The following is a 23,850-nucleotide window of genomic DNA, read 5'->3' on the forward strand; positions in this document are numbered from 1 at the left end:
GGCGTCTTGCGGACTTGTGTATAACGATGAGCGCAGAGCGTAGGAACGATCATCATCGTATTCCTCCATGAGGACTTGTGTATAACGCCGAGCGCGGAGCATGGGCACGATCGGCGTACTTGATATCACCGCTCGTTCCCACGCTCCTGCGTGGTAACGCCTCTCGGGACGCTCCGCGTCCGCTGTTGGGGCGACGCGGAGTGTCAGCGCCTGACCAGCAACACACCCGATTCCATGTGGTGGGTATACGGAAACTGATCAAACAATGCACAGCGCTCGACCCGGTGGGTGTCGTGCAACTGGGCGATGTTGGCGGCCAGGGTTTCCGGGTTGCAGGAGATGTACAGGATGCGCTCGAAGCGGCGGGTCAGCTCGCAGGTGTCTGCGTCCATGCCGGCGCGCGGCGGATCGACGAACACGCTGCCGAACTCGTAGCTCTTGAGGTCCACGCCCTGCAGACGGCGGAACGGACGCACCTCGTTCAATGCCTGGGTCAGTTCTTCGGCCGACAGGCGCACCAGCGTGACGTTGTCGACCGCGTTGTCTTCCAGGTTGCTCAGCGCAGCATTGACCGAGGTCTTGCTGATTTCGGTCGCCAGTACCTTGCGCACCCGAGTGGCCAGCGGCAGGGTGAAGTTGCCGTTGCCGCAATACAGCTCCAGCAGATCGTCACTGCGCTCGCCCAGCGCGTCATACGCCCAGTCGAGCATCTTCTGGTTCACAGTACCGTTAGGCTGGGTGAACGCGCCTTCCGGCTGGCGATAACTGAAGGTGCGACCGGCAACGTCGAGCTTCTCGGTCACGTAGTCATGCCCGATGACCAGACGCTGACCCTTGGAGCGACCAATCAGGCTCACGTTCAGGTCGGCTGCCAGTTGCTCGGCTTCAGCCTGCCAGACCTCGTCCAGCGGGCGGTGATAACACAGGGTGATCATCGCATCGCCCGCCAGGGTGGTCAGGAAGTCCACCTGGAACAGCTTGTGGTTCAGATTCGGGCTGGCTTCCCAGCGCTCGCGCAGCACCGGCATCAGCGCATTGATGCGCTCGCTGGCAATCGGCAGGCCGTCGAGCAGGATCGGCGTTCTGTTGTCGCCCGGCGCGAACATCGCGTAATAACGCTTCTGGTCTTCGCGCCAGAGGCGGAACTCGGCGCGCAGGCGGTAATGCTCGCGCGGCGAATCGAATACCTGAGGTTCAGGCGCGTCGAAAGGTGCCAGCAGTTCGCGCAGGCGGACGGTCTTTTCTTCGAGCTGACTTTCGTAGCTCGCGGGATCGAAAGGAACACTCATGCGTTGAACCAGCCCAGCTTGATCACGAACAGGATCGACAGAATCACCAGCGCGGCATTCAGCTCGCGCCCGCGACCCGACAGCAGTTTGATCGCCGTCCAGGAAATGAAACCAAAGGCGATGCCATTGGCGATGGAATAGGTGAAGGGCATCGCCAGCGTCGTAATCACCACAGGTGCGGCGACGGTGATGTCGTCCCAATCGATTTCGGCCATGCCCGAGGCCATCAGCACCGCAACGAACAGCAGGGCAGGTGCGGTCGCATAGATCGGTACGCTGCTGGCCAGTGGCGCGAAGAACAACGCCAGCAGGAACAGCACGGCCACCACAATGGCCGTCAGGCCGGTACGGCCGCCGGCGCTCACACCGGCCGCGGATTCGATGTAGCTGGTGGTGGTCGAGGTGCCGAGCAACGAACCGGCCATTGCCGCCGTACTGTCAGCGATCAGTGCGCGGCCCATTTTCGGCATGTGACCGTCCTTGCCCATCAGTCCGGCGCGCTTGGCCACGCCGATCAGGGTGCCGGAGTTGTCGAAGATGTCCACGAACAGGAAGGCGAAGATGATGCTGACCAGACCGACGTCCAGTGCGCCCATGATGTCCAGTTGCATAAAGGTCGGCGCCAGCGATGGCGGCATCGATACGACTCCGCCAAACTCACTGAAGCCCAGCGCAATCGAAGCAATGGTGACCGCCAGAATGCCGATCAGCACTGCGCCTTTGACCTTGAGCTTGTCCAATGCAACGATCAGAAAGAAGCCCAGCGTCGCCAGAATCGGTGCGGGCTGCTTGAGATCGCCCATGGTGAGCATGGTGACCGGGTGGCTGGCCACGATACCGGCGTTCTGCAGGGCAATCAGCGCCAGAAACAGGCCGATACCGGCCGCAATGGCCGAGCGCAGGGGCAAGGGGATGCTGTTGATGATCCATTCGCGGATGCGGAAGATCGACAACAGAAAGAACATCACTGCCGACAGGAAGACCGCACCCAGTGCCACCTGCCAGGTATGGCCCATGTGCAGGACCACGGTGTAGGTGAAGAAGGCGTTCAGGCCCATGCCCGGTGCCAGGGCAATCGGGTAGTTGGCGATCAGGCCCATCACGGCCGAGCCGATGGCGGCGGCCAGACAGGTCGCAACGAACACAGCGCCCTTGTCCATGCCGGTTGCGCCGAGGATGCTCGGGTTGACGAACAGGATGTAAGCCATCGCCAGGAACGTCGTGACGCCCGCGAGGATTTCAGTCCTCACGTTGGTGTTATGTGCCTTGAGTTGAAACAGCCTTTCCAGCATGTCTGGCTCCCCGTGACGCGGCCTGCGTCGTGAATGATTCAACTCCAACAGCAAAGCACAGGCTGCCCGGGCAGCTCGCGAAATGATGCGGGTCGGAAAAAGCCGCGCATCATACCAGCAGCCAAACACGATGGGTGCGCGTGGATGACGGCTTTTGGATGATCTGCACGCCTGTCTATCGCTGCCGAGAAACCCTGAACGTTGCAAATCATGCGAAGTCGTACCCCCTAAGACGCATAAAAATGCGCTGAATGAGTACCTACCGTGAGGTTTCCATGAATGCTACGAACCCGATTCCCAAGGATGTCGCAGGTCATGCGATCTCGCTGACCCTCAATGGGCAACTGCGTCAACTCGATGTACAGCCCTGGACCACCTTGCTTGACCTGTTGCGCGACGGACTCGACCTGGTCGGCACCAAGAAAGGCTGCGACCACGGTCAATGCGGTGCCTGCACCGTACTGCGCGACGGCAAGCGGATCAATGCCTGCCTGACGCTTGCGATCATGTGCGATGGCGCCGAACTGACCACTATCGAAGGCCTGGCGGATGGCGACACGTTGCATCCGATGCAGCAGGCATTCATCAAGCACGATGCTTTCCAGTGCGGCTACTGCACGCCGGGGCAGATCTGCTCGGCCGTAGGCCTTGCCAATGAGGGACGCGCCAGCACTCGCGCCGAAATTCAGGAACTGATGAGCGGTAACCTGTGCCGTTGCGGCGCTTACAGCAACATTCTCGCCGCCGTGGAAGAAGCCTTGCCGCAGTTTCATGACGCGACCCAGACTCAAGAGCAGAAGGTGAGCGCATGAATCCGTTCACCTACAGCAAGCCGGCCGATATCCGCGCCGCCATCGACCTGAGCGGCCCGGCCACACGCTTCATCGCGGGTGGTACCAACCTGCTCGACCTGATGAAAGAGAACGTCGCCCGTCCCGAGCACCTGATCGACATCAACGATCTGCCGCTCAAGGACGTCACTGAAACCGCTTCGGGCGGCTTGATGATCGGCGCGCTGGTCAGCAATGCCGATCTTGCCTGGCACCCTCTGGTCGAACAGCGGTATCCGCTGTTGAGCCAGGCGCTGCTGGCCGGTGCATCGCCGCAACTGCGCAACATGGCCAGCACCGGTGGCAATCTGTTGCAGCGCACGCGCTGCTATTACTTTTACGACACCGGCGTGCCGTGCAACAAGCGCGAGCCTGGCAGTGGCTGCCCTGCAAAAGACGGCATCAATCGTATTCACGCAATTTTTGGCGCCAGCGATGACTGCGTCGCGACGCATCCGTCCGACATGTGCGTGGCCATGGCTGCGCTGGAAGCGGTGGTGCATGTAGAAGGCCGTGCCGGTCGCCGCACCATCGAGTTCGCGGATTTCCATCGTCTGCCGGGCGATGCGCCGCAGCGTGACAACCAGTTGGCCGATGATGAGCTGATTACCGCCATCGAGCTGCCCGCTCCGCGCTTCACGGGTCACAGCACCTACCTGAAGGTCCGTGATCGTGCGTCCTATGCGTTTGCGCTGGTGTCGGTCGCAGCGGCGCTGGAGCTGGATGGCGATGTGGTGAGCGATGCACGTCTGGCGCTTGGCGGTGTGGCCCACAAACCGTGGCGCGACAAGCAGATCGAGCGTTTGCTGATCGGCAAACCCGCCACCCGCGAGTCTTTTGCTGCTGCCGCAGACGCCATGCTGGCTGACGCGCAGCCGCTCGAGCACAACGCGTTCAAGGTCAAGCTGGCGCGCCGGGCGATCATCCGCGCCCTGAGCGACGCGGCACTGGGAGGTACTGCCCAATGAATGTTCCCTTCTCCCCGATGGGCAAGCCCGTGGACCGAGTCGACGGCAAACTGAAAGTCACCGGCGGCGCACGTTACGCCGGTGAATACCCGGAAGACGGACTGCTGTTCGGCAGCGTCGTTTCCAGCACCATCGCCAATGGCCGTGTGCTGAACATCGATACCTCCGACGCCTTGAAGGTGCCGGGCGTGGTTGCGATTCTGGACCACACCAACCGTCCTTCGCTGGCCAGCTATGACGAGAACTACGAGGACGCGGACTCTGCAGACGGTTCCCCGTTTCGGCCTCTTTATAACGACAATGTGCTGTACAGCGGCCAGCCGCTGGCGCTGGTCGTGGCCGAGTCGCTGGAAATGGCCCGGCACGCAGGCTCGCTGATTCGCATCGAATACGAGCAGCAGGCACACCAGACTGACCTGCAGGCCGACCTGGAGCAGGCTCACGACGTGTCGTCCAGCCTGCCCAAGCCGCGTGGCAACTTCGAGGGCGAGCTGGCCAGCTCGGCGCTGAGTGTCGACGTGACCTACAACACGCCGAACGAATACCACAACCCGATGGAGCCGCATGCGTCCACGGTTCTGTATCAGGCCGACGGCAGTCTGCAGATCCACGACAAGACCCAAGGCACGCAGAACTGTCAGGATTACCTGCACAAGGTCTTCGGCCTGGAGAAAGACAAGATTCGCGTGCTGGCCGCGTTTGTCGGCGGTGCCTTCGGCTCCGGTCTGCGTCCGCAGTATCAACTGCCTCTGGCGGTGATGGCGGCCTTGCACCTCAAGCGTTCGGTGCGAGTGACGCTGACGCGTCAACAGATGTTCACCTTTGGCTATCGTCCACGCACCGTGCAACGCCTGCGCCTTGGCGCTGCTGCCAACGGGCGTTTGCTCGCCGTCGGTCACGAAGCCATCGGCCAGACGTCACGCTTCGAGGACTTCACCGAGCACGTCGTGGAATGGAGCGGCATGCTCTATCAATGCGACAACGTGCAGTTGACCTACAAGCTGGTGCCGCTGGACGTTTACACGCCCTTGGACATGCGTGCGCCGGGTGCCGCGTTGGGCCTGATCGGCCTGGAGTGCGCGATGGATGAACTGGCGTGTGCGCTGGCCATTGATCCTGTACGCCTGCGTCTGACCAATTTCGCAGAGCGCAATGGCAACGAGGACAAGCCGTATTCCAGCAAAGAGCTGCGTGAATGTTATGCACAGGGCGCCGAGCGCTTTGGCTGGGAGCGTCGCAACCCTGAACCCCGCAGCATGCGCCAAGGTCGCCAACTGGTGGGCTGGGGCATGGCCGGTGGTGTGTGGGAAGCGATGCAGATGAAAGCCAGCGCCAAGGCGCGTCTCGGCTCGGACGGCAAACTGGTGGTCAGCAGCGCAACCACCGACATCGGCACCGGCACTTACACGGTCATGACCCAGATTGCGGCTGAAACCCTGGGGCTGGCGGTGGAAGACGTTACCTTCCTGCTGGGCGACTCTTCACTGCCAACTGCGCCGCTGCAAGGCGGCTCGTTCACCGTGTCGTCAGTCGGCACAGCGGTCCAGCAGGCGTGTCAGGCCATGCAGCGTCAGTTGCTTGAAGTCGCAAAGGGCCTGTACCCGCAACACGCCTCGACCACGCCGGATCAGGTGCGCTTTGAGTCGGGCAGCCTGCATCTGGGCGATCAGACAGTGTCGATCGCTGAACTGGCGGCTGCTCAGGCGAGCGGTGTGATCGAAGTTCAGGTTGACGCCGAACCGGACAAGAAGCGTGAAGCTTATGCAGCGGCCACGCATTCGGCGGTGTTTGTCGAAGTGCTGGTGGACGAGGACCTAGGCACTATCAAGGTCAATCGTGTGGTCAGCGCCATTGCGGCGGGCCGTGTGGTCAATCCCAAGATGGCACGCAGTCAGATCCTCGGTGGCGTGGTCTGGGGCATGGGCATGGCCTTGCAGGAAGAGGCCATGGTCGATCACGGTCTGGGACGGCCGATGAACCACAGCCTGGCCGAATACCATATTCCGGTGAATGCGGACATTGGCGACATTGACGTGCTGTTCGTTGAGGAACACGACGAAATCGTCAATGCGCTGGGTTCCAAGGGCGTGGGCGAAATCGGCATCGTGGGTGTTCCCGCAGCGATCGCCAATGCTATCTACCACGCCACCGGCAAACGCATCCGCGAGTTCCCGATCACGCTGGACAAGCTGTTGTAACCCATCAGGAACTCCTCTCGGGATGCTCCGCGTGCACTGTTGAGGTGACGCGGAGCAAGCGATCGGTGTGTTCAAGGCCTGTGATCGTTCCCAAGCTCTGCGTGGTAACGCCTCTCGGGACGCTCCGCGTCCGCTGTTGAGGTGACGCGGAGCGTCACGGGCTGGCCGGTTCGTTTGAGAGAAGCGTCATTCCTGCCAGGTGAGTCATCCCGCCACGCGACAAAAGACCACACGGCTCAAGTGGCTGAATGGGACTACTCTTTACCTGTCGGTTGACCCGTGTCATTGCGCAATGACCGCTGATGTGAGCCAACCCGCCAATCCCTGCGTACGTCATCAGAACAAATAGAAAGATAAGCACTCCATAAACGTGGGGGCAGTCACTGTTGGTTTGCTGCCAACAGCCGGTTTCACCTGAGAGAGGAACACTTATGTTCGGTTTAGAGGCTATCGATCTCGCCCGAATTCAGTTCGCATTCACGATTTCGTTTCACATCCTGTTTCCTGCCATCACCATCGGTCTGGCAAGTTACCTGGCTGTGCTCGAAGGCCTGTGGCTGAAGACCCGCGAAGATGTGTATCGAGACCTTTACCACTTCTGGTCCAAGATCTTTGCCGTCAACTTCGGCATGGGGGTGGTTTCCGGTCTGGTCATGTCCTATCAGTTCGGCACCAACTGGAGCCGCTTCTCGGACTTCGCAGGCGCGGTCACAGGGCCGTTGCTGACGTACGAAGTGTTGACCGCGTTCTTCCTTGAGGCCGGCTTCCTCGGTGTGATGCTGTTCGGCTGGAACCGCGTCGGGCGCAAACTGCACTTTTTCTCCACCGTGATGGTCGCCATCGGCACCCTGATTTCCACGTTCTGGATTCTGTCGTCCAACAGCTGGATGCAGACCCCGCAGGGCTTCGAAATCATCGACGGTCGCGTGATTCCGACCGACTGGTTTGCGGTGGTCTTCAACCCTTCATTCCCCTATCGCTTGACGCACATGGCGATTGCCGCTTTCGTCGCGACGGCGTTCTTCGTCGGCTCGTCGGCTGCCTGGCACCTGCTGCGCGGTCGCGACACGCCAGCGGTGCGCAAGATGCTCTCGATGGCGATGTGGATGGCGCTGATCGTTGCACCGATCCAGGCCGTCGTGGGCGACTTCCACGGTCTGAATACGCTCAAGCATCAGCCAGCCAAGATTGCCGCCATTGAAGGTCACTGGGAAAACATCGGTGACGAACCGACCCCGCTGATCCTGTTCGGCATTCCCGACATGAAGGAAGAGCGCACCAAGTACGCAGTGGAAATTCCGTACCTTGGCAGCCTCATCCTGACCCACAGCCTGGACAAGCAGGTCCCGGCGCTGAAGGAATTCAAACCTGAAGACCGGCCGAATTCGACCATCGTGTTCTGGTCGTTCCGGGTCATGGTTGCGCTGGGCATGCTGATGATCCTGACCGGTCTGTGGAGCCTGTGGCTGCGCAAGCGGGGCACGCTCTATCAGTCGCGTCCGTTCCTGTACCTGGCCTTGTGGATGGGGCCGTCCGGTCTGGTAGCTATCCTCGCAGGCTGGTTCACCACCGAAATTGGCCGCCAGCCGTGGGTCGTCTACGGCCTGATGCGCACCGCCGATGCTTCGTCCAACCACAGCTTCGCGCAGATGAGCATCACTCTGGTGCTGTTCGTGGTGGTCTACTTTGTACTGTTCGGCGCTGGTCTGGGCTACATGATGCGTCTGGTGCGCAAAGGCCCCAAAGCGTACGTCGAGCATGTACCACAAGGTGGTCCCGGTCAGAAACGTACACCGGCCCGTCCGCTCTCCGCCGCCGTTGAAGGCGCTGAAGATGGCGACAACGTTGACGCGCTCGGCAAGGGGAATTAAGCCATGGGTATCGATCTTCCGCTGATCTGGGCCGTCATCATCATCTTCGGCATCATGATGTACGTCGTGATGGACGGCTTCGACCTGGGTATCGGGATTCTCTTCCCGTTCATGAAAGACAGTTCCGACCGCGACGTGATGATGAATACCGTCGCGCCGGTCTGGGACGGTAACGAAACCTGGCTGGTACTGGGAGGCGCCGCGTTGTTCGGCGCGTTCCCGCTGGCTTATTCGGTGGTGCTGTCAGCGCTGTACCTGCCACTGATCTTCATGCTGATGGGCCTGATTTTCCGCGGCGTGGCATTCGAGTTCCGCTTCAAGGCGACCGACGAGAAGCGTCACCTGTGGGACAAAGCCTTCATCGGCGGTTCTCTGGCCGCGACGTTCTTCCAGGGCGTGGCACTGGGCGCGTTCATCGAGGGCATTCCGGTAGCGAATCGTCAGTTCGCAGGCGGCTCACTCGATTGGCTGGCGCCGTTCCCGATGTTCTGCGGTCTGGCGCTGATCGTGGCCTACGCGCTGCTGGGTTGCACCTGGCTGATCATGAAGACCGAGGGGCCGTTGCAGAAAGCGATGCATGATCTGGCGCGTCCTCTGGCAGTGGCTGTGCTGGTCGTGATGGGCGTGATCAGCCTGTGGACACCACTGGCCCACGCCGACATTGCGCATCGCTGGTTCAGCATGCCGAACCTGTTCTGGTTCATGCCCGTGCCGATTCTGGTACTGGTGACCATGTACGGACTGTTCAAGGCCGTGGCCCGCAACGCGCATTACACGCCGTTCCTGCTGACCCTGCTGCTGATCTTCCTGGGCTACAGCGGGTTGGGCATCAGTCTGTGGCCGAACATCATTCCGCCGTCCGTTTCGATCTGGGAAGCTGCCGCGCCACCGCAAAGCCAGGGTTTCATGCTGGTCGGCACGCTGTTCATCATCCCGTTCATCCTCGGATACACCTTCTGGAGCTACTACGTGTTCCGCGGCAAAGTCACTGCTGAAGACGGTTATCACTAGTCCGAACAGAGGAGATTGATCATGTCTGGCAAGAACTCCATGCACGACCCGGATCCGGCGCTGAGCAAGCCGCTCTGGCAACGACTGGCCTGGCTGGTCGGCATCTGGGCGGGCAGTGTGACTGCGCTGTTTATCGTCGCCAGCCTGATGCGGATGTTCATGAGCGCTGCGGGCCTGACGACGCACTGATCGTCACTGAAAGCATTCCCACACCGTGTCCACGGACACGTTTTACAAACCCTCCGGTTTCGGAGGGTTTTTTTTGGCTGCGAAAAAGTGGGGCGTTACTTGCGTGCTTTCAGAATCACGAACTTGGGCGTTGCCGCGACCTGCTCGACGCCCCGAAACAGCCGGGACAGCTTGGTGTGATAGCCCAGATGGCGATTGCCGACGATGTACAGTGCGCCGCCCGTGACAAGTGCGGCGCGGGCCTGCTGGAACATGCGCCAGGCCAGAAAGTCGCCGACCACCTGTTGCTGGTGGAAGGGCGGGTTGCACAGCACCACATCCAGCGAGTCCGGTTCCTGTCCCGCCAGCCCGTCGGCCGCCCGGATAACCACCTCCCGGTCGCCCAGACTGGCCTGCCAGTTTTCGGCAGCGGACTGCACGGCCATGTATGACTCGTCGACCAGCGTGTAATGCGCCTGCGGGTTCTCCAGTGCACTGGCAATCGCCAGCACGCCGTTGCCGCAACCCAGATCGGCAACGCGCGCCGAACCGAGGTTCTTCGGCAGATAAGGCAGGAATGCGCGCGTACCGATATCCAGACCTTCCCGACAAAACACGTTGGCATGGTTGAGCAGTTCGATGGCTGGCTCGTCGAGCCTGTAGCGCGTGGGGTAGGGCGACGTCCGGATTTCCCTGATCTCTGGGGTGGCGAACAGCAGGCGGGCTTTCTTGACCGCGAGCGAGGCCTGCACCGGCCCTACGTATTCTTCAAGCAAGTCACCGGCCGAGCGCGGCAGGTGCTTGATCATCGCCGCCGCTATCACGCGTGCGCCGGGTGCCAGTTGGCCTTGCAGACGGATGAGTTGCTCTTCGAGCAGCGCCAATGTCTTGGGCACCCGGATCAGTACCCAGTCGAAAAGGCCGGTCAACGGCTCGCTGGCAGGAATCAGCGGCACGCTGTCGTAGGCCATACCGTTACGGGTCAGGTTCTTCTCAAGGCCCTGGGCGGCGAGAAAGGAGTCGGTGCTGCTGACCACAGTCGCGTGAGCGGCAAGGCTGGCCGCCAGAGCGCCAAAGCTGTCATTAAGGACCAGGACCCGGCTTTGCAGGGTCAGCCCGATTTCCGCCACGTGGTTGAGCAGGTACTCGTCAGCGGCATCGAATGCCTGAAGCGGCTCATCTTGCTGTTCGGGCTGGCGAATAAGATCAAGCTGAGCGAAAGGGCTGATGAGCAAGGGCATTGGCAGGAAAACTCTGTGCAGGCGTGCGTATGTCACGTAAGCCCGTCCACTGACGGGCTCGCTGAGAGCGGTGATTTTACGTACTTTTTGCGCTTTGACACGTGCCCATTTAGTGCCGCTCGCCTGCTTTTTCAGAACATGCCGCTCAAGGCTGCCTGAACCACGGCGGCGGTCTTGTTACACACCCCCAGCTTCTGGACTGCGCTGGCCACGTGAAAATGAATGGTGCGCTCCTTCAGGCATAGAATCAGGGCTATATCACCTGCGGTTTTGCCTTTGGCGGACCACTTGAGGACTTCTATCTCCCGTTCGGTCAGCCCCTTGGGATTCGATGGATCCGTCGAGTTGATTTCCATGTTCTTCATGATCGCCTCCATACCCTTTGATGGCGAGATATCGCTGTGCTTTTATCCAGTCTAGGAAAAATGCACCGGGAATTTTGCAGGCTGGAAGGTATCCAGACGGATGGGCTGATGGCTTTTATGTATTCAAAAAGGAGTATCCCGGCTGGAACAGCCGTCGTAGCGCGGTTTGCTTCATGCTGTTTAGTCGGGGTCCGGCAACATGGCCGGGCAGGCAAGAACCAAATGCTCTAAACGTTTCAGGCGTCACCAGGTACAAGCCACTACAAACCGCCGGTGTTTATCCGACGTACTTTGCGGGACACTTAGCGTCAACGTTCACATTCGGGAGCCCGAGGCACACCATGACCGTCAGCGAAGACAAGTTCACCCGGCAGACGCTTCAGCGTGTCACACCGTTGACCCCCAACCTGTTTACCCTGCGCACCACGCGCGATCCCGGTTTTCGCTTCACCGCGGGGCAGTTCGCGCGCCTGGGCGTGACCAAGGCAGACGGCACCACCGTGTGGCGAGCCTATTCGATGGTGTCTTCGCCCCATGACGAGTTTCTGGAGTTCTTTTCCATCGTCGTGCCTGACGGCGAGTTCACCAGCGAACTGAGCCGCCTGCGCGAAGGTGACAGCCTGATGGTCGAGAAGCAGGCCTTCGGCTACCTGACCCTGGACCGTTTCGTCGATGGTCGCGATCTGTGGCTGTTATCCACAGGCACTGGCGTCGCACCGTTTCTGTCGATCCTGCAGGACTTCGAGGTGTGGGAGAAATTCGAGCGTGTGATTCTGGTGTACAGCGTGCGCGAGTCGAAGGAGCTGGCTTATCAGCAGTTGATAGGCGAATTGATGCAGCGTGAGTACCTGGCCGAATACGCCGATAAATTCCTGTTTCTGCCTGTCGTCACCCGCGAGCAGCACCCGGGGGCCTTGAACGGCAGGATCACGCAACTGATTGAAAATGGCGAGCTGGAGCGTGCGGCAGGCATCCCCATGACCCCTGAGCATTCTCGGGTCATGCTGTGCGGCAACCCGCAGATGATCGACGACACCCGCGCCGTGCTCAAACAGCGCGACATGCGCCTTAGCCTGTCCCGCAAACCGGGGCAGGTGGCGGTGGAGACGTACTGGTAAGCAAGGCCCGATTCATCTACACCGCGCAGGTCGCTCGTCGTTATACACAAGGCTGCCCCGATACCGATCGTGCCCGGACGTGAAGCGTCCTGAGAGGCGTTACCACGCTGGAGCACTCATCGTTACACACACGTCCACCTCAACACTGATCGTGCCCACCGCTCCGCGTGGGCATGCCTCCCGTGACGCTCCGCGTCACAAATGGCACAGACTGAGGATTCAGTGAGCCGAGCGCATGACGTGGATAACGNAAGCTTGGTCCAGCATCTGCGCCACATTCAAGAGCGGACGCGGAGCGTCCTGGGCGGCATTCCCACGCAGAGCGTGGGAACGATCAGTGTGATCTCAAGCACGCCGATCATGCCCACACTCTTTGGTTGCAGCAGGACTTGTGTCGAACGCTGAGCGCAGGAGCGTGAGAACGATGCACTCGGTTTGCCGTTGATTGCAGACGAGTCACGCTCACAACGGACGGGCTGGGTCTACGGTAATCGGCGTCGCGGGCTTGTTCTGCTCCTTGAGCAGGTCGCGAATCTCGCCCAGCAGGACTTCTTCCTTGCTCGGCGTTGGCGGCAGGGTAGGGGCCTTGGCTTCTTCACGCTTCAGGCGGTTGATGGCCTTCACACCCATGAAGATGGCGAATGCAACGATGATGAAGTCAATGACCGTCTGAATGAACTTGCCGTAGGCCAGCAGCACGGCCGGGGTAGCCCCGTCGGCAGCCCGCAGGGTGACGGCCAGGTCGCTGAAGTCCACGCCACCGATCAACAGGCCCAGTGGCGGCATGATCACATCGCCAACGAACGACGAAACGATTTTGCCGAATGCCGCGCCAATGATGATACCGACGGCCATATCGACCACGTTACCTTTGACCGCGAATGCCTTGAACTCGCTTAGTACGCTCATGAGTAATTCCTTGTTACAGATAAATTGACCCGAATGAGTGTAATCCACTCACGCAGGTACTGCCCGATGCACGTTCAATCGACCGGACCGAGCCTTGGAAGTTTTATTCCGTTGTGAACGCTATGGGTCGCTGACCGCCCAATTGATGCGGCAACCTGCGTTATCATGTGCGCTTTTACGACTGGGGTTGTCATGGCCAAGGCCAAACGCTTGTACGGCTGCACCGAGTGCGGCGCGACGTTTCCCAAATGGGCGGGCCAGTGCAGCGATTGCGGCGCCTGGAACACGCTTGTCGAAACCATGATTGAAAGTGGTGCCGCCGCTCCCCTGAGTGGTCGTGCCAGCTGGACCGGCGCGCAGGCGCAGATCAAGACGCTGGCCGAGGTCAGTGTCGAGGAGATCCCGCGTTTCTCCACCAACTCCGCCGAGCTGGACCGCGTGCTGGGCGGCGGTCTGGTAGACGGCTCCGTGGTGTTGATCGGCGGCGACCCCGGCATCGGCAAGTCCACGATTCTGCTGCAGACCCTGTGCAACATCGCCCAACGCATGCCCGCGCTGTACGTAACCGGCGAAGAATCCCAGCAGCAGGTCGCCATGCGTGCCCGCCGTCTTGGGCTGCCGCAGGACAAGCTGCGAGTGATGACCGAGACCTGCATCGAGTCCATCATCGCCACGGCGCGTGTCGAGCAGCCGAAGGTGATGGTGATCGACTCCATCCAGACCATTTTCACCGAGCAACTGCAATCGGCTCCCGGCGGAGTGGCGCAGGTGCGCGAAAGCGCTGCGTTGCTGGTGCGCTACGCCAAGCAGAGCGGCACGGCGATCTTTCTGGTCGGCCACGTGACCAAGGAAGGCGCGCTGGCCGGGCCGCGCGTATTGGAACACATGGTTGATACCGTGCTGTATTTCGAAGGTGAGTCCGATGGACGCCTGCGTTTGTTGCGGGCCGTGAAGAATCGCTTTGGCGCTGTGAACGAACTGGGCGTTTTCGGCATGACCGACAAGGGCCTGAAAGAGGTCTCCAACCCGTCGGCGATCTTCCTCACTCGTGCGCAGGAAGAAGTGCCGGGCAGTGTGGTCATGGCCACATGGGAAGGCACCCGGCCGATGCTGGTCGAAGTCCAGGCGCTGGTGGACGACAGCCATATGTCCAACCCGCGTCGCGTGACGCTGGGTCTGGACCAGAATCGGCTGGCGATGTTGCTGGCGGTTCTGCACCGGCATGGCGGGATTCCGACTCACGATCAGGACGTGTTTCTCAACGTGGTCGGCGGCGTGAAAGTGCTGGAAACCGCGTCCGACCTGGCCTTGATGGCGGCGGTCATGTCCAGCCTGCGCAACCGACCGCTGCCCCATGACCTGCTGGTCTTCGGCGAAGTAGGGCTGTCAGGTGAGGTCAGGCCTGTGCCCAGCGGGCAGGAGCGTCTCAAGGAAGCGTTCAAACACGGCTTCAAACGAGCCATCGTGCCCAAGGCCAACGCGCCTAAAGAGGCCCCTCCAGGCTTTCAGATCATTGCCGTGACCCGTCTGGAGCAGGCACTGGACGCGCTATTCGAATAACAGGCACTAGATTTCGATCAGGGCTGCCAGTTCACGATCCAGTTCTTCCTCATCGCCAAGGTTCAGTTCGATCAGCCGTTTCAAGTGGCTGATCGACTGCAGGCCGATGTGCCGACAGACGAAGCCCAGTTGCCGATTGTTGTCGTGGGTCAGGTGCACATCCATTTTTACGTAAACGTCCGGGCTCAGGTGGATATCCACCAGAAAGTCCTGGGCAGGGTCGCCCGTCCAGGGCTCGGGCCGTTCGATGAGCAAACCTTTGAGCGACAGGTCGACCAACTGCACTTTCCAGCTTTTGTCGCCTTGCGTCAGGTCGGTCTTCGCATCGAAGGCAATGCGTTTGAAGCGTCGGCGATCTGCATGTGAGTCGGTCATCGAGAGGGCTCTCTTGTTGCGGTATTCCGTGGGCCGGGGGCAAGGCTTCGGACTGTTTTATCAAGGCTGTTCATGCACGATAGACCTGAAAGAGGTTGCCGGACAGATGGTGCCCCCAGATTTCTTTCCGACCTGCCAACAAGCCCGCCTGCGCCGCTCCATGCCGGGTATCTGCCTTAATTGATCAAATTCCGGTCTAGACCATCGTGGGGGGTGGCCTTTCGCTGTGACGGCGCTAAACTCGGACTGCTTGCCTTCTAGTCAACTCTGCTGGAATAAAAAAAATGAAAAATAATAATAGTCTGATGCGCCATGTTCCCTGGCTCATCGTCGCAATTGTTGGAGCATGTGCTCTGGGGGTCGTGGCCTTGCGCCGCGGAGAGGCGATCAACGCCTTGTGGATAGTGGTTGCAGCGGTTGCCATCTATCTGGTTGCTTATCGTTACTACAGTCTTTTCATCGCCAATCATGTCATGCAACTCGACCCGCTGCGTGCAACGCCTGCGGTGGTCAACAACGACGGCCTGGACTATGTGCCGACCAACAAACACATTCTTTTCGGTCACCACTTTGCGGCCATCGCAGGCGCAGGCCCGCTGGTCGGTCCGGTGCTGGCGGCGCAGATGGGGTATCTGCCCGGTACGCTGTGGCTGATTGCCGGTGTGGTGCTCGCCGGTGCGGTGCAGGACTTCATGATCCTGTTCCTCTCCACACGCCGTAACGGTCGCTCGCTGGGCGACATGGTCCGTGAGGAAATGGGCCGTATTCCCGGCACCATCGCCTTGTTCGGCTGCTTCCTGATCATGATCATCATCCTCGCGGTGCTGGCGCTGATTGTGGTCAAGGCCCTGGCCGAGAGCCCTTGGGGAATGTTCACCGTCATAGCGACCATCCCGATTGCGATGTTCATGGGCGTCTACATGCGCTACATCCGTCCGGGCCGCATTGGTGAGATTTCCATCGTCGGTGTGATTCTGCTGCTGGCCTCGATCTGGATCGGCGGCCTGGTTGCAGCCGATCCGACCTGGGGTCCGGCGTTCACCTTCACCGGCGTGCAGATCACCTGGATGCTGGTGGGCTACGGTTTTGTGGCAGCCATGCTGCCGGTCTGGCTGCTGCTGGCCCCGCGTGACTACCTGTCGACCTTCCTGAAAATCGGCACCATCCTGGCCCTGGCGATCGGTATCCTGATTCTTGCGCCCGAGCTGAAAATGCCGGCCCTGACCCAGTTCACCAACGGCACTGGCCCGGTCTGGAAAGGCGCGCTGTTCCCGTTCCTGTTCATCACCATCGCCTGCGGTGCGGTGTCCGGTTTCCACGCGCTGATTTCCTCGGGTACCACACCCAAGCTGCTGGATAACGAGAAGAACGCCCGTTACATCGGTTACGGCGGCATGCTGATGGAGTCCTTCGTAGCCATCATGGCGATGGTTGCCGCTTCGGTGATCGAGCCGGGCGTGTACTTCGCGATGAACAGCCCTGCGGCTGTGGTTGGCAGCGACGTGGTGACAGTCGCACAGACCGTTACCAGTTGGGGCTTCACCATTACGCCTGAGCAACTGACGGCGGTGGCCAAGGATATCGGCGAAAACACCGTGCTGGCCCGTGCCGGTGGTGCGCCGACGCTTGCGGTCGGTATCGCGCAGATCCTGCACCAGGTGCTGCCGGGTGAAAACACCATGGCGTTCTGGTACCACTTTGCGATCCTGTTCGAAGCGCTGTTCATCCTGACAGCGGTAGACGCCGGTACACGTGCCGGTCGTTTCATGCTGCAGGACTTGCTGGGCAGCTTCGTTCCGGCGCTGAAACGCACCGAGTCCTGGACCGCCAACGCCATCGGCACCGGTGGCTGCGTGGCGCTGTGGGGGTATCTGCTGTATCAGGGCGTGATCGATCCGCTGGGTGGCATTAACACCCTGTGGCCGTTGTTCGGTATCTCCAACCAGATGCTGGCCGGTATCGCGCTGATGCTCGCAAGCGTTGTGCTGATCAAGATGAAGCGTCAGCGCTATGTCTGGGTCACCATGCTGCCTGCCACGTGGCTGTTGATCTGCACCGTGACGGCTGGCCTGATCAAACTGTTCGACTCCAACCCTGCAGTGGGCTTCCTGGCGCTGGCCAAGAAGTACAGCGCAGCGGCGGACGCCGGTCAGATTCTGGCCCCGGCCAAGACCATGGACCAGATGCAGCACGTAATCTTCAACGCATACACCAACGCGGGCCTGACCATCCTGTTTCTGTTCGTGGTGTTCAGCATCCTGTTCTACGCCCTGAAAGTCGGCATTGCCGCCTGGGGCAAGAAGGAGCGCACCGACAAGGAATCTCCGTTCCAGGCCATGCCGCCAGCGTCGCAGGTGTGATGATGGTCAACCACAGAGGATTTGCCCATGTTCAATGACCTGAGTCGCCTCGGGAAATACCTCGGTCAGGCCGCGCGTCTGATGGTGGGCATGCCGGACTACGACACCTATGTCGAGCACATGCAGACCACACACCCGGACAAGCCGATGATGACCTACGAGCAGTTCTTTCGGGAGCGGCAAGAGGCGCGTTACGGCGGCAAGGGCGGTCCGAAGTGCTGCTGATCCTTTGATCTGCGTTATCGTGTGACCCGACGCGCCACAGGCTGCTACCTGTGGCGCGTTTTCATTTCAGCCCGATTTGCACCTGTCTGGAGCCTTATGAGCGAGTTGCAACCTATCCCCGTTACCGTACTGACCGGCTTTCTGGGCGCAGGCAAGACCACGCTGCTGCGCCACCTGCTCAAGGCCGAACACGGCCTGAAAATCGCAGTGATCGAGAACGAGTTCAGCGATGCCGGCATCGACAGCCAGTTGCTGGGCACCGATCCTGTGCAAGTCATGACCCTGTCCAACGGCTGCGTCTGCTGCACCATTCACACCGACCTGACCAAAGCGCTGTACCTGCTGCTCGAACGGCTGGACAGTGGCGAAATCGCCTTCGACCGGCTGGTGATCGAGTGCACCGGCCTGGCCGATCCCGCACCGGTTGCCCAGACTTTCTTCATCGATGAAGAACTGCGCGAGCGCTACATCCTCGACGGCATCATCACCCTCGTTGATGCGGCTCATGCCGATACCCACCTGACCCAGACCATCGCCCAGGCACAGATCGGTTTTGCCGACCGCCTGCTAGTGAGCAAGCGTGATCTGGTGGACGACGCAGCGTTTGACGCACTCAGCGCGCGCCTGACCCGCATCAACCGCCGTGCGCCGATCCGTATCGTCGAGCATGGCAAGATCGACCTGGCTGAACTGCTCGACGTGCGTGGCTTCAACCTCAACGCCGATCTGGGCGGCGGCATGGTCCTGCGTCCGCTGGCGCCGGTCGGCAACTCCGGTGACCGCATCACCAGCCTTGTGCTGCGCAGCGACAAACCGCTGGATCTGGACCGCCTCAGCGAGTTCATGAACGCGCTGCTGGAAGACCACGGTAAACAACTGCTGCGCTACAAGGGCGTGCTCAACATTGCGGGCGAAGACAGGCGCATGGTGTTTCAGGGCGTGCTCAAGCTCTACGGCTTCGACTGGGATACCGAATGGGCCGAAGGCGAGCCGCGCGAAAGCGTCATCGTGTTCATCGCTGACGAATTGCCGGAGGAGAAGATTCGGGCCGGGTTCGAGGCGATGGTGAGCTGAGGTACTTTTAGGCTCAGCCGGTCTTGAGTCTCTCTCAAGATCGGCTCCTGCGCTCACTCAGCCAGTACACCGTCAAAGCCATTGCTGAAAGCGCAATGCATGCCAGTGTGAAAGGTGCGGGATCGCCCTTCGGCAGTAAGCTGGCGATCAGTGCACAGCAGGCGGCCATCGTTTGGTGAATGAAACCGATCAACGCCATGGCGTGGGGGCCTTTTACGGGCGCGTTCTGGCTGGCAAGAGACTGACAGAGCGGATAAACAGCCCCCTGACCCGCCAGCAGCAGGCAGTAAGGCAGCCAGAGCGCAACGCCCGACGCGGGGTAAATCAGCTGTCCGGCACCCATCACTAAGGCACCCGCCATCAGACATTTCAATCCAGTCAGCAAACCCTCTTGCTGGCTGTGTGTCGCGATCAGCCAACGGACCGAAAGTGCGCCCAGCAAATAGGCACCACTGATGGGCCAGCCGATCCAGCCGTATTCAAGTACCGTCCAGTTGAAGTGCAGCTGAAATATGGCGGGGGGGNCTCGCACCAAAAAGGACAACCACTCCATACCCCAGTCCGCCTGCAAGCACCGGACTCATGAATCGCAAGTCCCGAATCAGTACCCTGTACGAGTCGTCCGGTCGAAAGTCTGTCCTTCTGGACGAAATGACTTTTACGAATAACCTGACTGGAATTATCGAGAGCGCACCCGCTACGGCACTAGCGATAAATATCGCTCTCCAGTCCCAGATCGAGTCCAGTACAGCGCCCGCGAACTGCGCCATACCCAGTGACAAGACAAAGCAGATAGAGAGCCAGCTGAATGCGCGCGGCAGTTGTTCAGCGCTGTAGCTATCGCGCAATAACACGCGGGCCATGACTGAAATCCCACCTGCTGCAATGCCTTGAACCACACGGCACATCAGGAACGTTGTCATGTCTATCGACAGCGCGGTACCTGCACTGCCAACTGAAAAAACCATCAACGCCAAAACCAGCGTCCTCCGACTGCCCAGACATGCAGCCAGCTTGCCCCATAACAACATCGACAAACCCATGCCAATCAGAAAGCTTGACAGCGTCAGAGCCGAAAAATAATCGGGTGCATTGAAAGTCTCTGCTATCGACGGCAGGGACGGCAGATGCAGCGTTATTCCTGACTGTGCAACCAGTACGGCCAGGCAGGGTACCAGCAGGCGACTTTCGATTTTCATGGGGATGATGTTTTTATTGGGTTGCAGGCTTATTGAACTCTGCTGTGCCAAGCGCTTCAGTCAGGCTTTTTAAAAAGTCACTGATCAAGATGTGTGTCATGTCCGCTCGGAGCGTGATTCGTATTGCAGGCTTGTCTTGCGCTACAACGGGGAAGAATACTGTAGACGTAAAAAAACCTTTGTTGGCCAGTTCGGCTGCAATCCGATTTGCAACCTCTGCACTGGAACACTGGATGAGGCGAATGGCCGAACTGCTGCCTTTCTGTTCTGTGTTAATGATGGAATCAAAATATTGAATGTTGTGCTGTAGCTTCCGCTGCAGTTTTTCAACTTCGCCATTACGGTGCAACGCTATTGAAGCCCTCCCTGCGCCGATGGCTGCAATGTTAAGACTTTGAGACCAATTGCTTGGTCCTCCGTATCGATGAATCAGTTTTTTCTGGCGGTCGTTGCCTAACATCGCTACGCCACCACTTGCGCCAAATGCCTTTCCGAGTGACGCCACGATGATGGTGTTCTCATCAAGCTCGTCGAGCTTAGACCGTGCGTAGCCTGTTCCTCCTGCTCCTAACGCGGAAATAGCATGCGAATCGTCAAGGTACAGAAATAGCCCGTATTTCTCTTTCAAATAAATCAGGCTTTCTATCTCTGCCATGCCACCCATGCTATAGACGCCATCGGCAACATAAGCAACCCTGTCATGTGCTTTACATAATGTCTCAAGTTGCTCCATGTTGTTATGGCTTACTGTCAAAACCGTCGCTTCACCTGCGCACGCCGCCTTCATATGGTTCATTGAATAGTGCGCATGCCTGTCAAAAACCATGGTGGGAACCCGGCCGTCGGTAAAGGCGCCTGACGAAAGTAGAGGCAATATGCCTGCGCTGGCTGCACTGCAGGATAAAGTAACATGGCAATGTGCGTTGAGCCATTCTGACAGCTCGGTTTCATACTCAGCCAAGTTAGATAATTGACAGCGGTTTCGTGAATTGGCTATGCGCAACGTACCGGTTTTCTGGAGTGCTTGAATCGCGCCGTCGAGCAGTGCCGGGTGATAGTCCAAACCTAAATAGGATGTTGTGCAAAAATGATAAAACGACCTTCCGAATTGATCGTGCAGATAGTTGTCGTCTTTTACAGTTACGTGGAGACTGGATAGCTTTAGCTTGTCTGCCTCATCCCAGTTGGTTTCTGCCAGACGTATCAAGGTTTGATAATTGCTATGGCGATTGGCTGTCGAGTTCATGCTGCATCCGCTAATTGGAATTTTTCGGTTTGAGCAGCGGTTGATCTCACCAAAAGGAAAAAATAACCGCCAAGACAGCCATTCTTTCGCTGGAAAATTTTCATGTATGTCAGACAGATCCGTGCCCAGCGGATAGTGGTGTATTTCCTCTGTAAGAAATATCTTGTTTTACTCGGCTTCCCGATCAGCAACTCTATGTTCTGCTGACACCTGCGGCGGGCGCATATCACTCTGCCGATTTTGTGATGTTTCAAGGAGGGGCGAGCCGCGCGAAAGCGTCATCGTGTTCATCGCCGACGAATTGCGAGAGGAGAAGATTCGGGCCGGGTTCGAAGCGATGGTGGGCTGAGGTCGCTCTCCAGGCCTACTGGCCTGATCAGGTGCTGGCTGCCCACCAGTAGGCGGGCAGCGCCACCACTTCACGGGCGATGGAATACAGGTCGCGCCACTCGAAATAACGCGCGTGTGCTGTCGAGACCTGCATGACTCCGGCCTGCTTAAGGGCGTACTGGCTGCGGGTGACGTGAAAGTATTGAGTGACCACGACTGCGCTGGTGAAGCCTTTGCCTTTCATGATCCCGGCGCTGTTGATGGCGGTGTCTCGGGTGGTGTTTCCCTGTTCGTCCAGCAGGATCGCTTCCCGCGCAATCTTGCCGTGGTCAACAAGATAGTCTGCCATGACGGCCGCTTCGCTGAAGCCTTCCTTGCCTGTGCCGCCGCTGACGATGATGTGGCGAACCAATCCCTGTCGGTAGAGCTCTTCAGCCCTGTCGAGCCTGGCTCGCAGGCGATCGGACGGCGTCCCGTCCGGGAGCACTTGCGAGCCTAGGACGATGGCGGTGTCGCTGGTTTTGGCGGTGTCGGACAGCCCGTCGATCACGATGGCCCCTGCAAACAGCATGAGCAGCATCGGCAGGCTTATCGAAAGGGTGCGCAACAGCTTCATGGATCGTCTCCCGATCGGTCGGTGGGCTCTCTGTAACAGTGTCACAAAAAAGCCCCGGCTCTTTCGAGTCGGGGCTTTGAGTTACTGCGTCAGACGATGTGGATCAAGCGCCGTAGACCGGCAGCTTGGCGCAGATGGCCTTGACCTTCTCGCGAACCGCGTCGATCACGGCTTCGTTGTTCAGGTCAGCCAGGATGTCGCAGATCCAGCCAGCCAGTTCCTTGCACTCTGCTTCCTTGAAGCCACGAGTGGTCACAGCCGGGGTGCCGAAGCGCAGGCCGGAGGTGACGAACGGGGAGCGTGGGTCGTTCGGTACGGAGTTCTTGTTGACGGTGATGAAGGCGCGGCCCAGGGCAGCGTCGGCATCTTTACCGGAGATGTCCTGCTTGATCAACGAGAGCAGGAACAGGTGGTTTTCAGTACCGCCGGAAACCACGTCGAAACCGCGCTCGATGAACACACCGGCCATGGCCTTGGCGTTCTTGACCACTTGCTGCTGATAAGCCTTGAACTCAGGCTGCAGCGCTTCCTTGAAGCACACGGCCTTGGCCGCGATGACGTGCTCCAGCGGGCCGCCCTGCGAACCCGGGAATACGGCCGAATTCAGCTTCTTCTCGATGTCGGCGTTGGCGCGAGCCAGGATCAGGCCGCCACGTGGACCGCGCAGGGTCTTGTGAGTGGTGGTGGTCACGACGTCGGCGAACGGCACCGGGTTCGGGTAGACACCAGCGGCGACCAGACCGGCCACGTGGGCCATGTCGACGAACAGGTACGCACCGACCTTGTCAGCGATGGCGCGGAAGCGTGGGAAATCCAGGATCTGCGAGTAGGCAGAGAAACCGGCCACGATCATTTTCGGCTTGTGCTCGACGGCCAGACGCTCGACTTCGTCGTAGTCGATCATGCCGTTGGCATCGATGCCGTACTGCACAGCGTTGTACAGCTTGCCGGAGGACGAAACGCTGGCGCCGTGGGTCAGGTGACCGCCGTGGGCCAGGCTCATGCCCAGAATGGTGTCGCCGCCCTGCAGCAACGCGAGGTACACAGCGGAGTTGGCCTGCGAGCCGGCGTGTGGCTGAACGTTGGCGTAATCGGCGCCGAACAGTTCCTTGGCACGGTCGATGGCCAGTTGCTCGATCACGTCGACGTATTCACAGCCGCCGTAGTAGCGCTTGCCTGGGTAGCCTTCGGCGTACTTGTTGGTCAGGACCGAGCCCTGAGCTTCCATGACGGCCGGACTGGTGTAGTTTTCCGAGGCAATCAGCTCGATGTGTTCTTCCTGACGCAGAGCTTCTTGCTCCATGGCGGCAAACAGATCGGCGTCGTACTTCGCGAGAGTCAAATCACGGCTGAACATGGCAGTCCTCAAGGGGGCATGGCGGAAAAGGGGGGCATTCTAACCCATCGGGTTTTATCTGGCATATGAAAGGCAGTCATGTGCCGGATGAATGGGGTGCAGCTTGGGGCCGGCTGAGGGCTGCCAAGCTCTGGCACTACACCGAACTGAAACAGGTCTGGCTGGCTGAACACGTGCCCGTAGACATAGCGCTGTCGTGAAGCGAACACAGGACTGTGGGAGGCGGCTTGCCGGCGATGCAGTCGACG

Annotated in this window: 21 protein-coding genes; 11 read left to right on the forward strand and 10 right to left on the reverse strand. The window is 59.6% G+C overall.

Features of this window, described 5'->3' with window-relative positions:
• Positions 1–203: 203 nt before the first annotated feature.
• Both trmA and AO065_RS10905 read right to left on the reverse strand, forming a co-directional pair.
• Complete coding sequence (trmA, locus tag AO065_RS10900; protein WP_004883990.1) at positions 204–1,289, reverse strand: tRNA (uridine(54)-C5)-methyltransferase TrmA; 1,086 nt, start codon at positions 1,287–1,289, stop codon at positions 204–206.
• Positions 1,286–2,581: an NCS2 family permease gene (locus AO065_RS10905; RefSeq protein ID WP_004883993.1), complete on the reverse strand. Its 1,296-nt coding sequence runs from the start codon at positions 2,579–2,581 to the stop codon at positions 1,286–1,288. Before AO065_RS10905 ends, trmA begins: the two co-directional genes overlap by 4 nt.
• 275 nt (positions 2,582–2,856) lie before the next feature.
• Here AO065_RS10905 and AO065_RS10910 point away from each other — a divergent pair, with 275 nt between their 5' ends.
• The 6 genes from AO065_RS10910 (at position 2,857) to AO065_RS10935 (ending at position 9,648) form a co-directional block, all read left to right on the forward strand.
• Positions 2,857–3,393: a (2Fe-2S)-binding protein gene (locus AO065_RS10910; protein WP_032651601.1), complete on the forward strand. Its 537-nt coding sequence runs from the start codon at positions 2,857–2,859 to the stop codon at positions 3,391–3,393.
• Complete coding sequence (locus AO065_RS10915; protein ID WP_004883997.1) at positions 3,390–4,379, forward strand: FAD binding domain-containing protein; 990 nt, start codon at positions 3,390–3,392, stop codon at positions 4,377–4,379. The genes AO065_RS10910 and AO065_RS10915 overlap by 4 nt, the downstream gene beginning before the upstream one ends.
• Positions 4,376–6,577: a xanthine dehydrogenase family protein molybdopterin-binding subunit gene (locus AO065_RS10920; protein ID WP_004883998.1), complete on the forward strand. Its 2,202-nt coding sequence runs from the start codon at positions 4,376–4,378 to the stop codon at positions 6,575–6,577. The genes AO065_RS10915 and AO065_RS10920 overlap by 4 nt, the downstream gene beginning before the upstream one ends.
• A 431-nt stretch (positions 6,578–7,008) precedes the next feature.
• Entirely contained in the window at positions 7,009–8,448 is a 1,440-nt protein-coding gene (locus tag AO065_RS10925; protein ID WP_004884000.1) for a cytochrome ubiquinol oxidase subunit I, read from the forward strand.
• Positions 8,449–8,451: 3 nt separating this feature from the next.
• Positions 8,452–9,459 carry a cytochrome d ubiquinol oxidase subunit II gene (cydB, locus tag AO065_RS10930; RefSeq protein ID WP_004884003.1) on the forward strand — a complete coding sequence of 336 codons (1,008 nt, stop codon included), beginning with the start codon at positions 8,452–8,454 and terminating at the stop codon, positions 9,457–9,459.
• Between the two features lie 21 nt (positions 9,460–9,480).
• Entirely contained in the window at positions 9,481–9,648 is a 168-nt protein-coding gene (locus AO065_RS10935) for a DUF2474 domain-containing protein (protein ID WP_004884005.1), read from the forward strand.
• A gap of 95 nt (positions 9,649–9,743) precedes the next feature.
• On the opposite strand, the gene AO065_RS10940 is transcribed toward AO065_RS10935, so the two are convergent.
• Entirely contained in the window at positions 9,744–10,868 is a 1,125-nt protein-coding gene (locus AO065_RS10940) for a methyltransferase (RefSeq protein ID WP_004884007.1), read from the reverse strand.
• Positions 10,869–10,999: 131 nt separating this feature from the next.
• Positions 11,000–11,233, reverse strand: coding sequence for a helix-turn-helix domain-containing protein (locus tag AO065_RS10945; protein ID WP_004884008.1), 234 nt, complete (start codon positions 11,231–11,233; stop codon positions 11,000–11,002).
• A 341-nt stretch (positions 11,234–11,574) separates the two neighbouring features.
• Here AO065_RS10945 and AO065_RS10950 point away from each other — a divergent pair, with 341 nt between their 5' ends.
• Entirely contained in the window at positions 11,575–12,351 is a 777-nt protein-coding gene (locus AO065_RS10950; RefSeq protein ID WP_004884010.1) for a ferredoxin--NADP reductase, read from the forward strand.
• 462 nt (positions 12,352–12,813) lie between these two features.
• Here the strand turns inward: AO065_RS10950 and mscL are convergent, their stop codons facing one another.
• Positions 12,814–13,260 (reverse strand): large-conductance mechanosensitive channel protein MscL, encoded by a 447-nt coding sequence (mscL, locus tag AO065_RS10955; RefSeq protein WP_004884015.1) that lies wholly within the window; start codon positions 13,258–13,260, stop codon positions 12,814–12,816.
• 192 nt (positions 13,261–13,452) lie between these two features.
• On the opposite strand from mscL, the gene radA reads away from it, so the two are divergent.
• Positions 13,453–14,820, forward strand: a complete 1,368-nt coding sequence (gene radA / locus AO065_RS10960) for a DNA repair protein RadA (RefSeq protein ID WP_004884016.1) — start codon at positions 13,453–13,455, stop codon at positions 14,818–14,820.
• A 6-nt stretch (positions 14,821–14,826) separates the two neighbouring features.
• On the opposite strand, the gene AO065_RS10965 is transcribed toward radA, so the two are convergent.
• Positions 14,827–15,195, reverse strand: a complete 369-nt coding sequence (locus AO065_RS10965) for a PilZ domain-containing protein (protein ID WP_004884018.1) — start codon at positions 15,193–15,195, stop codon at positions 14,827–14,829.
• A 284-nt stretch (positions 15,196–15,479) separates the two neighbouring features.
• Between AO065_RS10965 and AO065_RS10970 the strand changes: the two genes are divergently transcribed.
• From AO065_RS10970 to yjiA, 3 genes are all read left to right on the forward strand, one after another.
• Positions 15,480–17,555 (forward strand): carbon starvation CstA family protein, encoded by a 2,076-nt coding sequence (locus AO065_RS10970; RefSeq protein WP_004884019.1) that lies wholly within the window; start codon positions 15,480–15,482, stop codon positions 17,553–17,555.
• Positions 17,556–17,582: 27 nt separating this feature from the next.
• The gene (locus tag AO065_RS10975; RefSeq protein WP_004884022.1) at positions 17,583–17,780 is read left to right on the forward strand and encodes a YbdD/YjiX family protein; all 198 of its coding nucleotides are present in this window, start codon (positions 17,583–17,585) and stop codon (positions 17,778–17,780) included.
• Positions 17,781–17,876: 96 nt separating this feature from the next.
• Positions 17,877–18,854 (forward strand): GTPase, encoded by a 978-nt coding sequence (gene yjiA / locus AO065_RS10980; protein WP_004884024.1) that lies wholly within the window; start codon positions 17,877–17,879, stop codon positions 18,852–18,854.
• Between the two features lie 479 nt (positions 18,855–19,333).
• Here the strand turns inward: yjiA and AO065_RS26605 are convergent, their stop codons facing one another.
• The 4 genes from AO065_RS26605 to glyA all read right to left on the reverse strand — a co-directional run bounded on the left by AO065_RS26605 (position 19,334) and on the right by glyA (position 23,602).
• Positions 19,334–20,053 (reverse strand): MFS transporter, encoded by a 720-nt coding sequence (locus tag AO065_RS26605; RefSeq protein WP_081256103.1) that lies wholly within the window; start codon positions 20,051–20,053, stop codon positions 19,334–19,336.
• 13 nt (positions 20,054–20,066) lie between these two features.
• Positions 20,067–21,299 (reverse strand): aminotransferase class I/II-fold pyridoxal phosphate-dependent enzyme, encoded by a 1,233-nt coding sequence (locus AO065_RS10990; RefSeq protein ID WP_032651605.1) that lies wholly within the window; start codon positions 21,297–21,299, stop codon positions 20,067–20,069.
• Positions 21,300–21,675: 376 nt separating this feature from the next.
• On the reverse strand, positions 21,676–22,245 hold the full coding sequence (locus AO065_RS10995) for a YdcF family protein (protein ID WP_004884030.1): 570 nt from the start codon (positions 22,243–22,245) through the stop codon (positions 21,676–21,678).
• Between the two features lie 103 nt (positions 22,246–22,348).
• Positions 22,349–23,602, reverse strand: coding sequence for a serine hydroxymethyltransferase (gene glyA / locus AO065_RS11000; RefSeq protein ID WP_004884032.1), 1,254 nt, complete (start codon positions 23,600–23,602; stop codon positions 22,349–22,351).
• Between the last annotated feature and the right edge of the window lie 248 nt (positions 23,603–23,850).

Origin of the sequence: Pseudomonas viridiflava, assembly GCF_001642795.1 — a bacterium.
Taxonomy (GTDB): Bacteria; Pseudomonadota; Gammaproteobacteria; order Pseudomonadales; family Pseudomonadaceae; genus Aquipseudomonas; species Aquipseudomonas viridiflava.

What these genes read in the sequence shown, in the direction of transcription:
- trmA (WP_004883990.1), bottom strand. Translation starts at nt 1,289, where the DNA reads ATGAGTGTTCCTTTCGATCCCGCGAGCTACGAAAGTCAGCTCGAAGAA.
- AO065_RS10905 (WP_004883993.1), bottom strand. Translation starts at nt 2,581, where the DNA reads ATGCTGGAAAGGCTGTTTCAACTCAAGGCACATAACACCAACGTGAGG.
- AO065_RS10910 (WP_032651601.1), top strand. Translation starts at nt 2,857, where the DNA reads ATGAATGCTACGAACCCGATTCCCAAGGATGTCGCAGGTCATGCGATC.
- AO065_RS10915 (WP_004883997.1), top strand. Translation starts at nt 3,390, where the DNA reads ATGAATCCGTTCACCTACAGCAAGCCGGCCGATATCCGCGCCGCCATC.
- AO065_RS10920 (WP_004883998.1), top strand. Translation starts at nt 4,376, where the DNA reads ATGAATGTTCCCTTCTCCCCGATGGGCAAGCCCGTGGACCGAGTCGAC.
- AO065_RS10925 (WP_004884000.1), top strand. Translation starts at nt 7,009, where the DNA reads ATGTTCGGTTTAGAGGCTATCGATCTCGCCCGAATTCAGTTCGCATTC.
- cydB (WP_004884003.1), top strand. Translation starts at nt 8,452, where the DNA reads ATGGGTATCGATCTTCCGCTGATCTGGGCCGTCATCATCATCTTCGGC.
- AO065_RS10935 (WP_004884005.1), top strand. Translation starts at nt 9,481, where the DNA reads ATGTCTGGCAAGAACTCCATGCACGACCCGGATCCGGCGCTGAGCAAG.
- AO065_RS10940 (WP_004884007.1), bottom strand. Translation starts at nt 10,868, where the DNA reads ATGCCCTTGCTCATCAGCCCTTTCGCTCAGCTTGATCTTATTCGCCAG.
- AO065_RS10945 (WP_004884008.1), bottom strand. Translation starts at nt 11,233, where the DNA reads ATGAAGAACATGGAAATCAACTCGACGGATCCATCGAATCCCAAGGGG.
- AO065_RS10950 (WP_004884010.1), top strand. Translation starts at nt 11,575, where the DNA reads ATGACCGTCAGCGAAGACAAGTTCACCCGGCAGACGCTTCAGCGTGTC.
- mscL (WP_004884015.1), bottom strand. Translation starts at nt 13,260, where the DNA reads ATGAGCGTACTAAGCGAGTTCAAGGCATTCGCGGTCAAAGGTAACGTG.
- radA (WP_004884016.1), top strand. Translation starts at nt 13,453, where the DNA reads ATGGCCAAGGCCAAACGCTTGTACGGCTGCACCGAGTGCGGCGCGACG.
- AO065_RS10965 (WP_004884018.1), bottom strand. Translation starts at nt 15,195, where the DNA reads ATGACCGACTCACATGCAGATCGCCGACGCTTCAAACGCATTGCCTTC.
- AO065_RS10970 (WP_004884019.1), top strand. Translation starts at nt 15,480, where the DNA reads ATGAAAAATAATAATAGTCTGATGCGCCATGTTCCCTGGCTCATCGTC.
- AO065_RS10975 (WP_004884022.1), top strand. Translation starts at nt 17,583, where the DNA reads ATGTTCAATGACCTGAGTCGCCTCGGGAAATACCTCGGTCAGGCCGCG.
- yjiA (WP_004884024.1), top strand. Translation starts at nt 17,877, where the DNA reads ATGAGCGAGTTGCAACCTATCCCCGTTACCGTACTGACCGGCTTTCTG.
- AO065_RS10990 (WP_032651605.1), bottom strand. Translation starts at nt 21,299, where the DNA reads ATGAACTCGACAGCCAATCGCCATAGCAATTATCAAACCTTGATACGT.
- AO065_RS10995 (WP_004884030.1), bottom strand. Translation starts at nt 22,245, where the DNA reads ATGAAGCTGTTGCGCACCCTTTCGATAAGCCTGCCGATGCTGCTCATG.
- glyA (WP_004884032.1), bottom strand. Translation starts at nt 23,602, where the DNA reads ATGTTCAGCCGTGATTTGACTCTCGCGAAGTACGACGCCGATCTGTTT.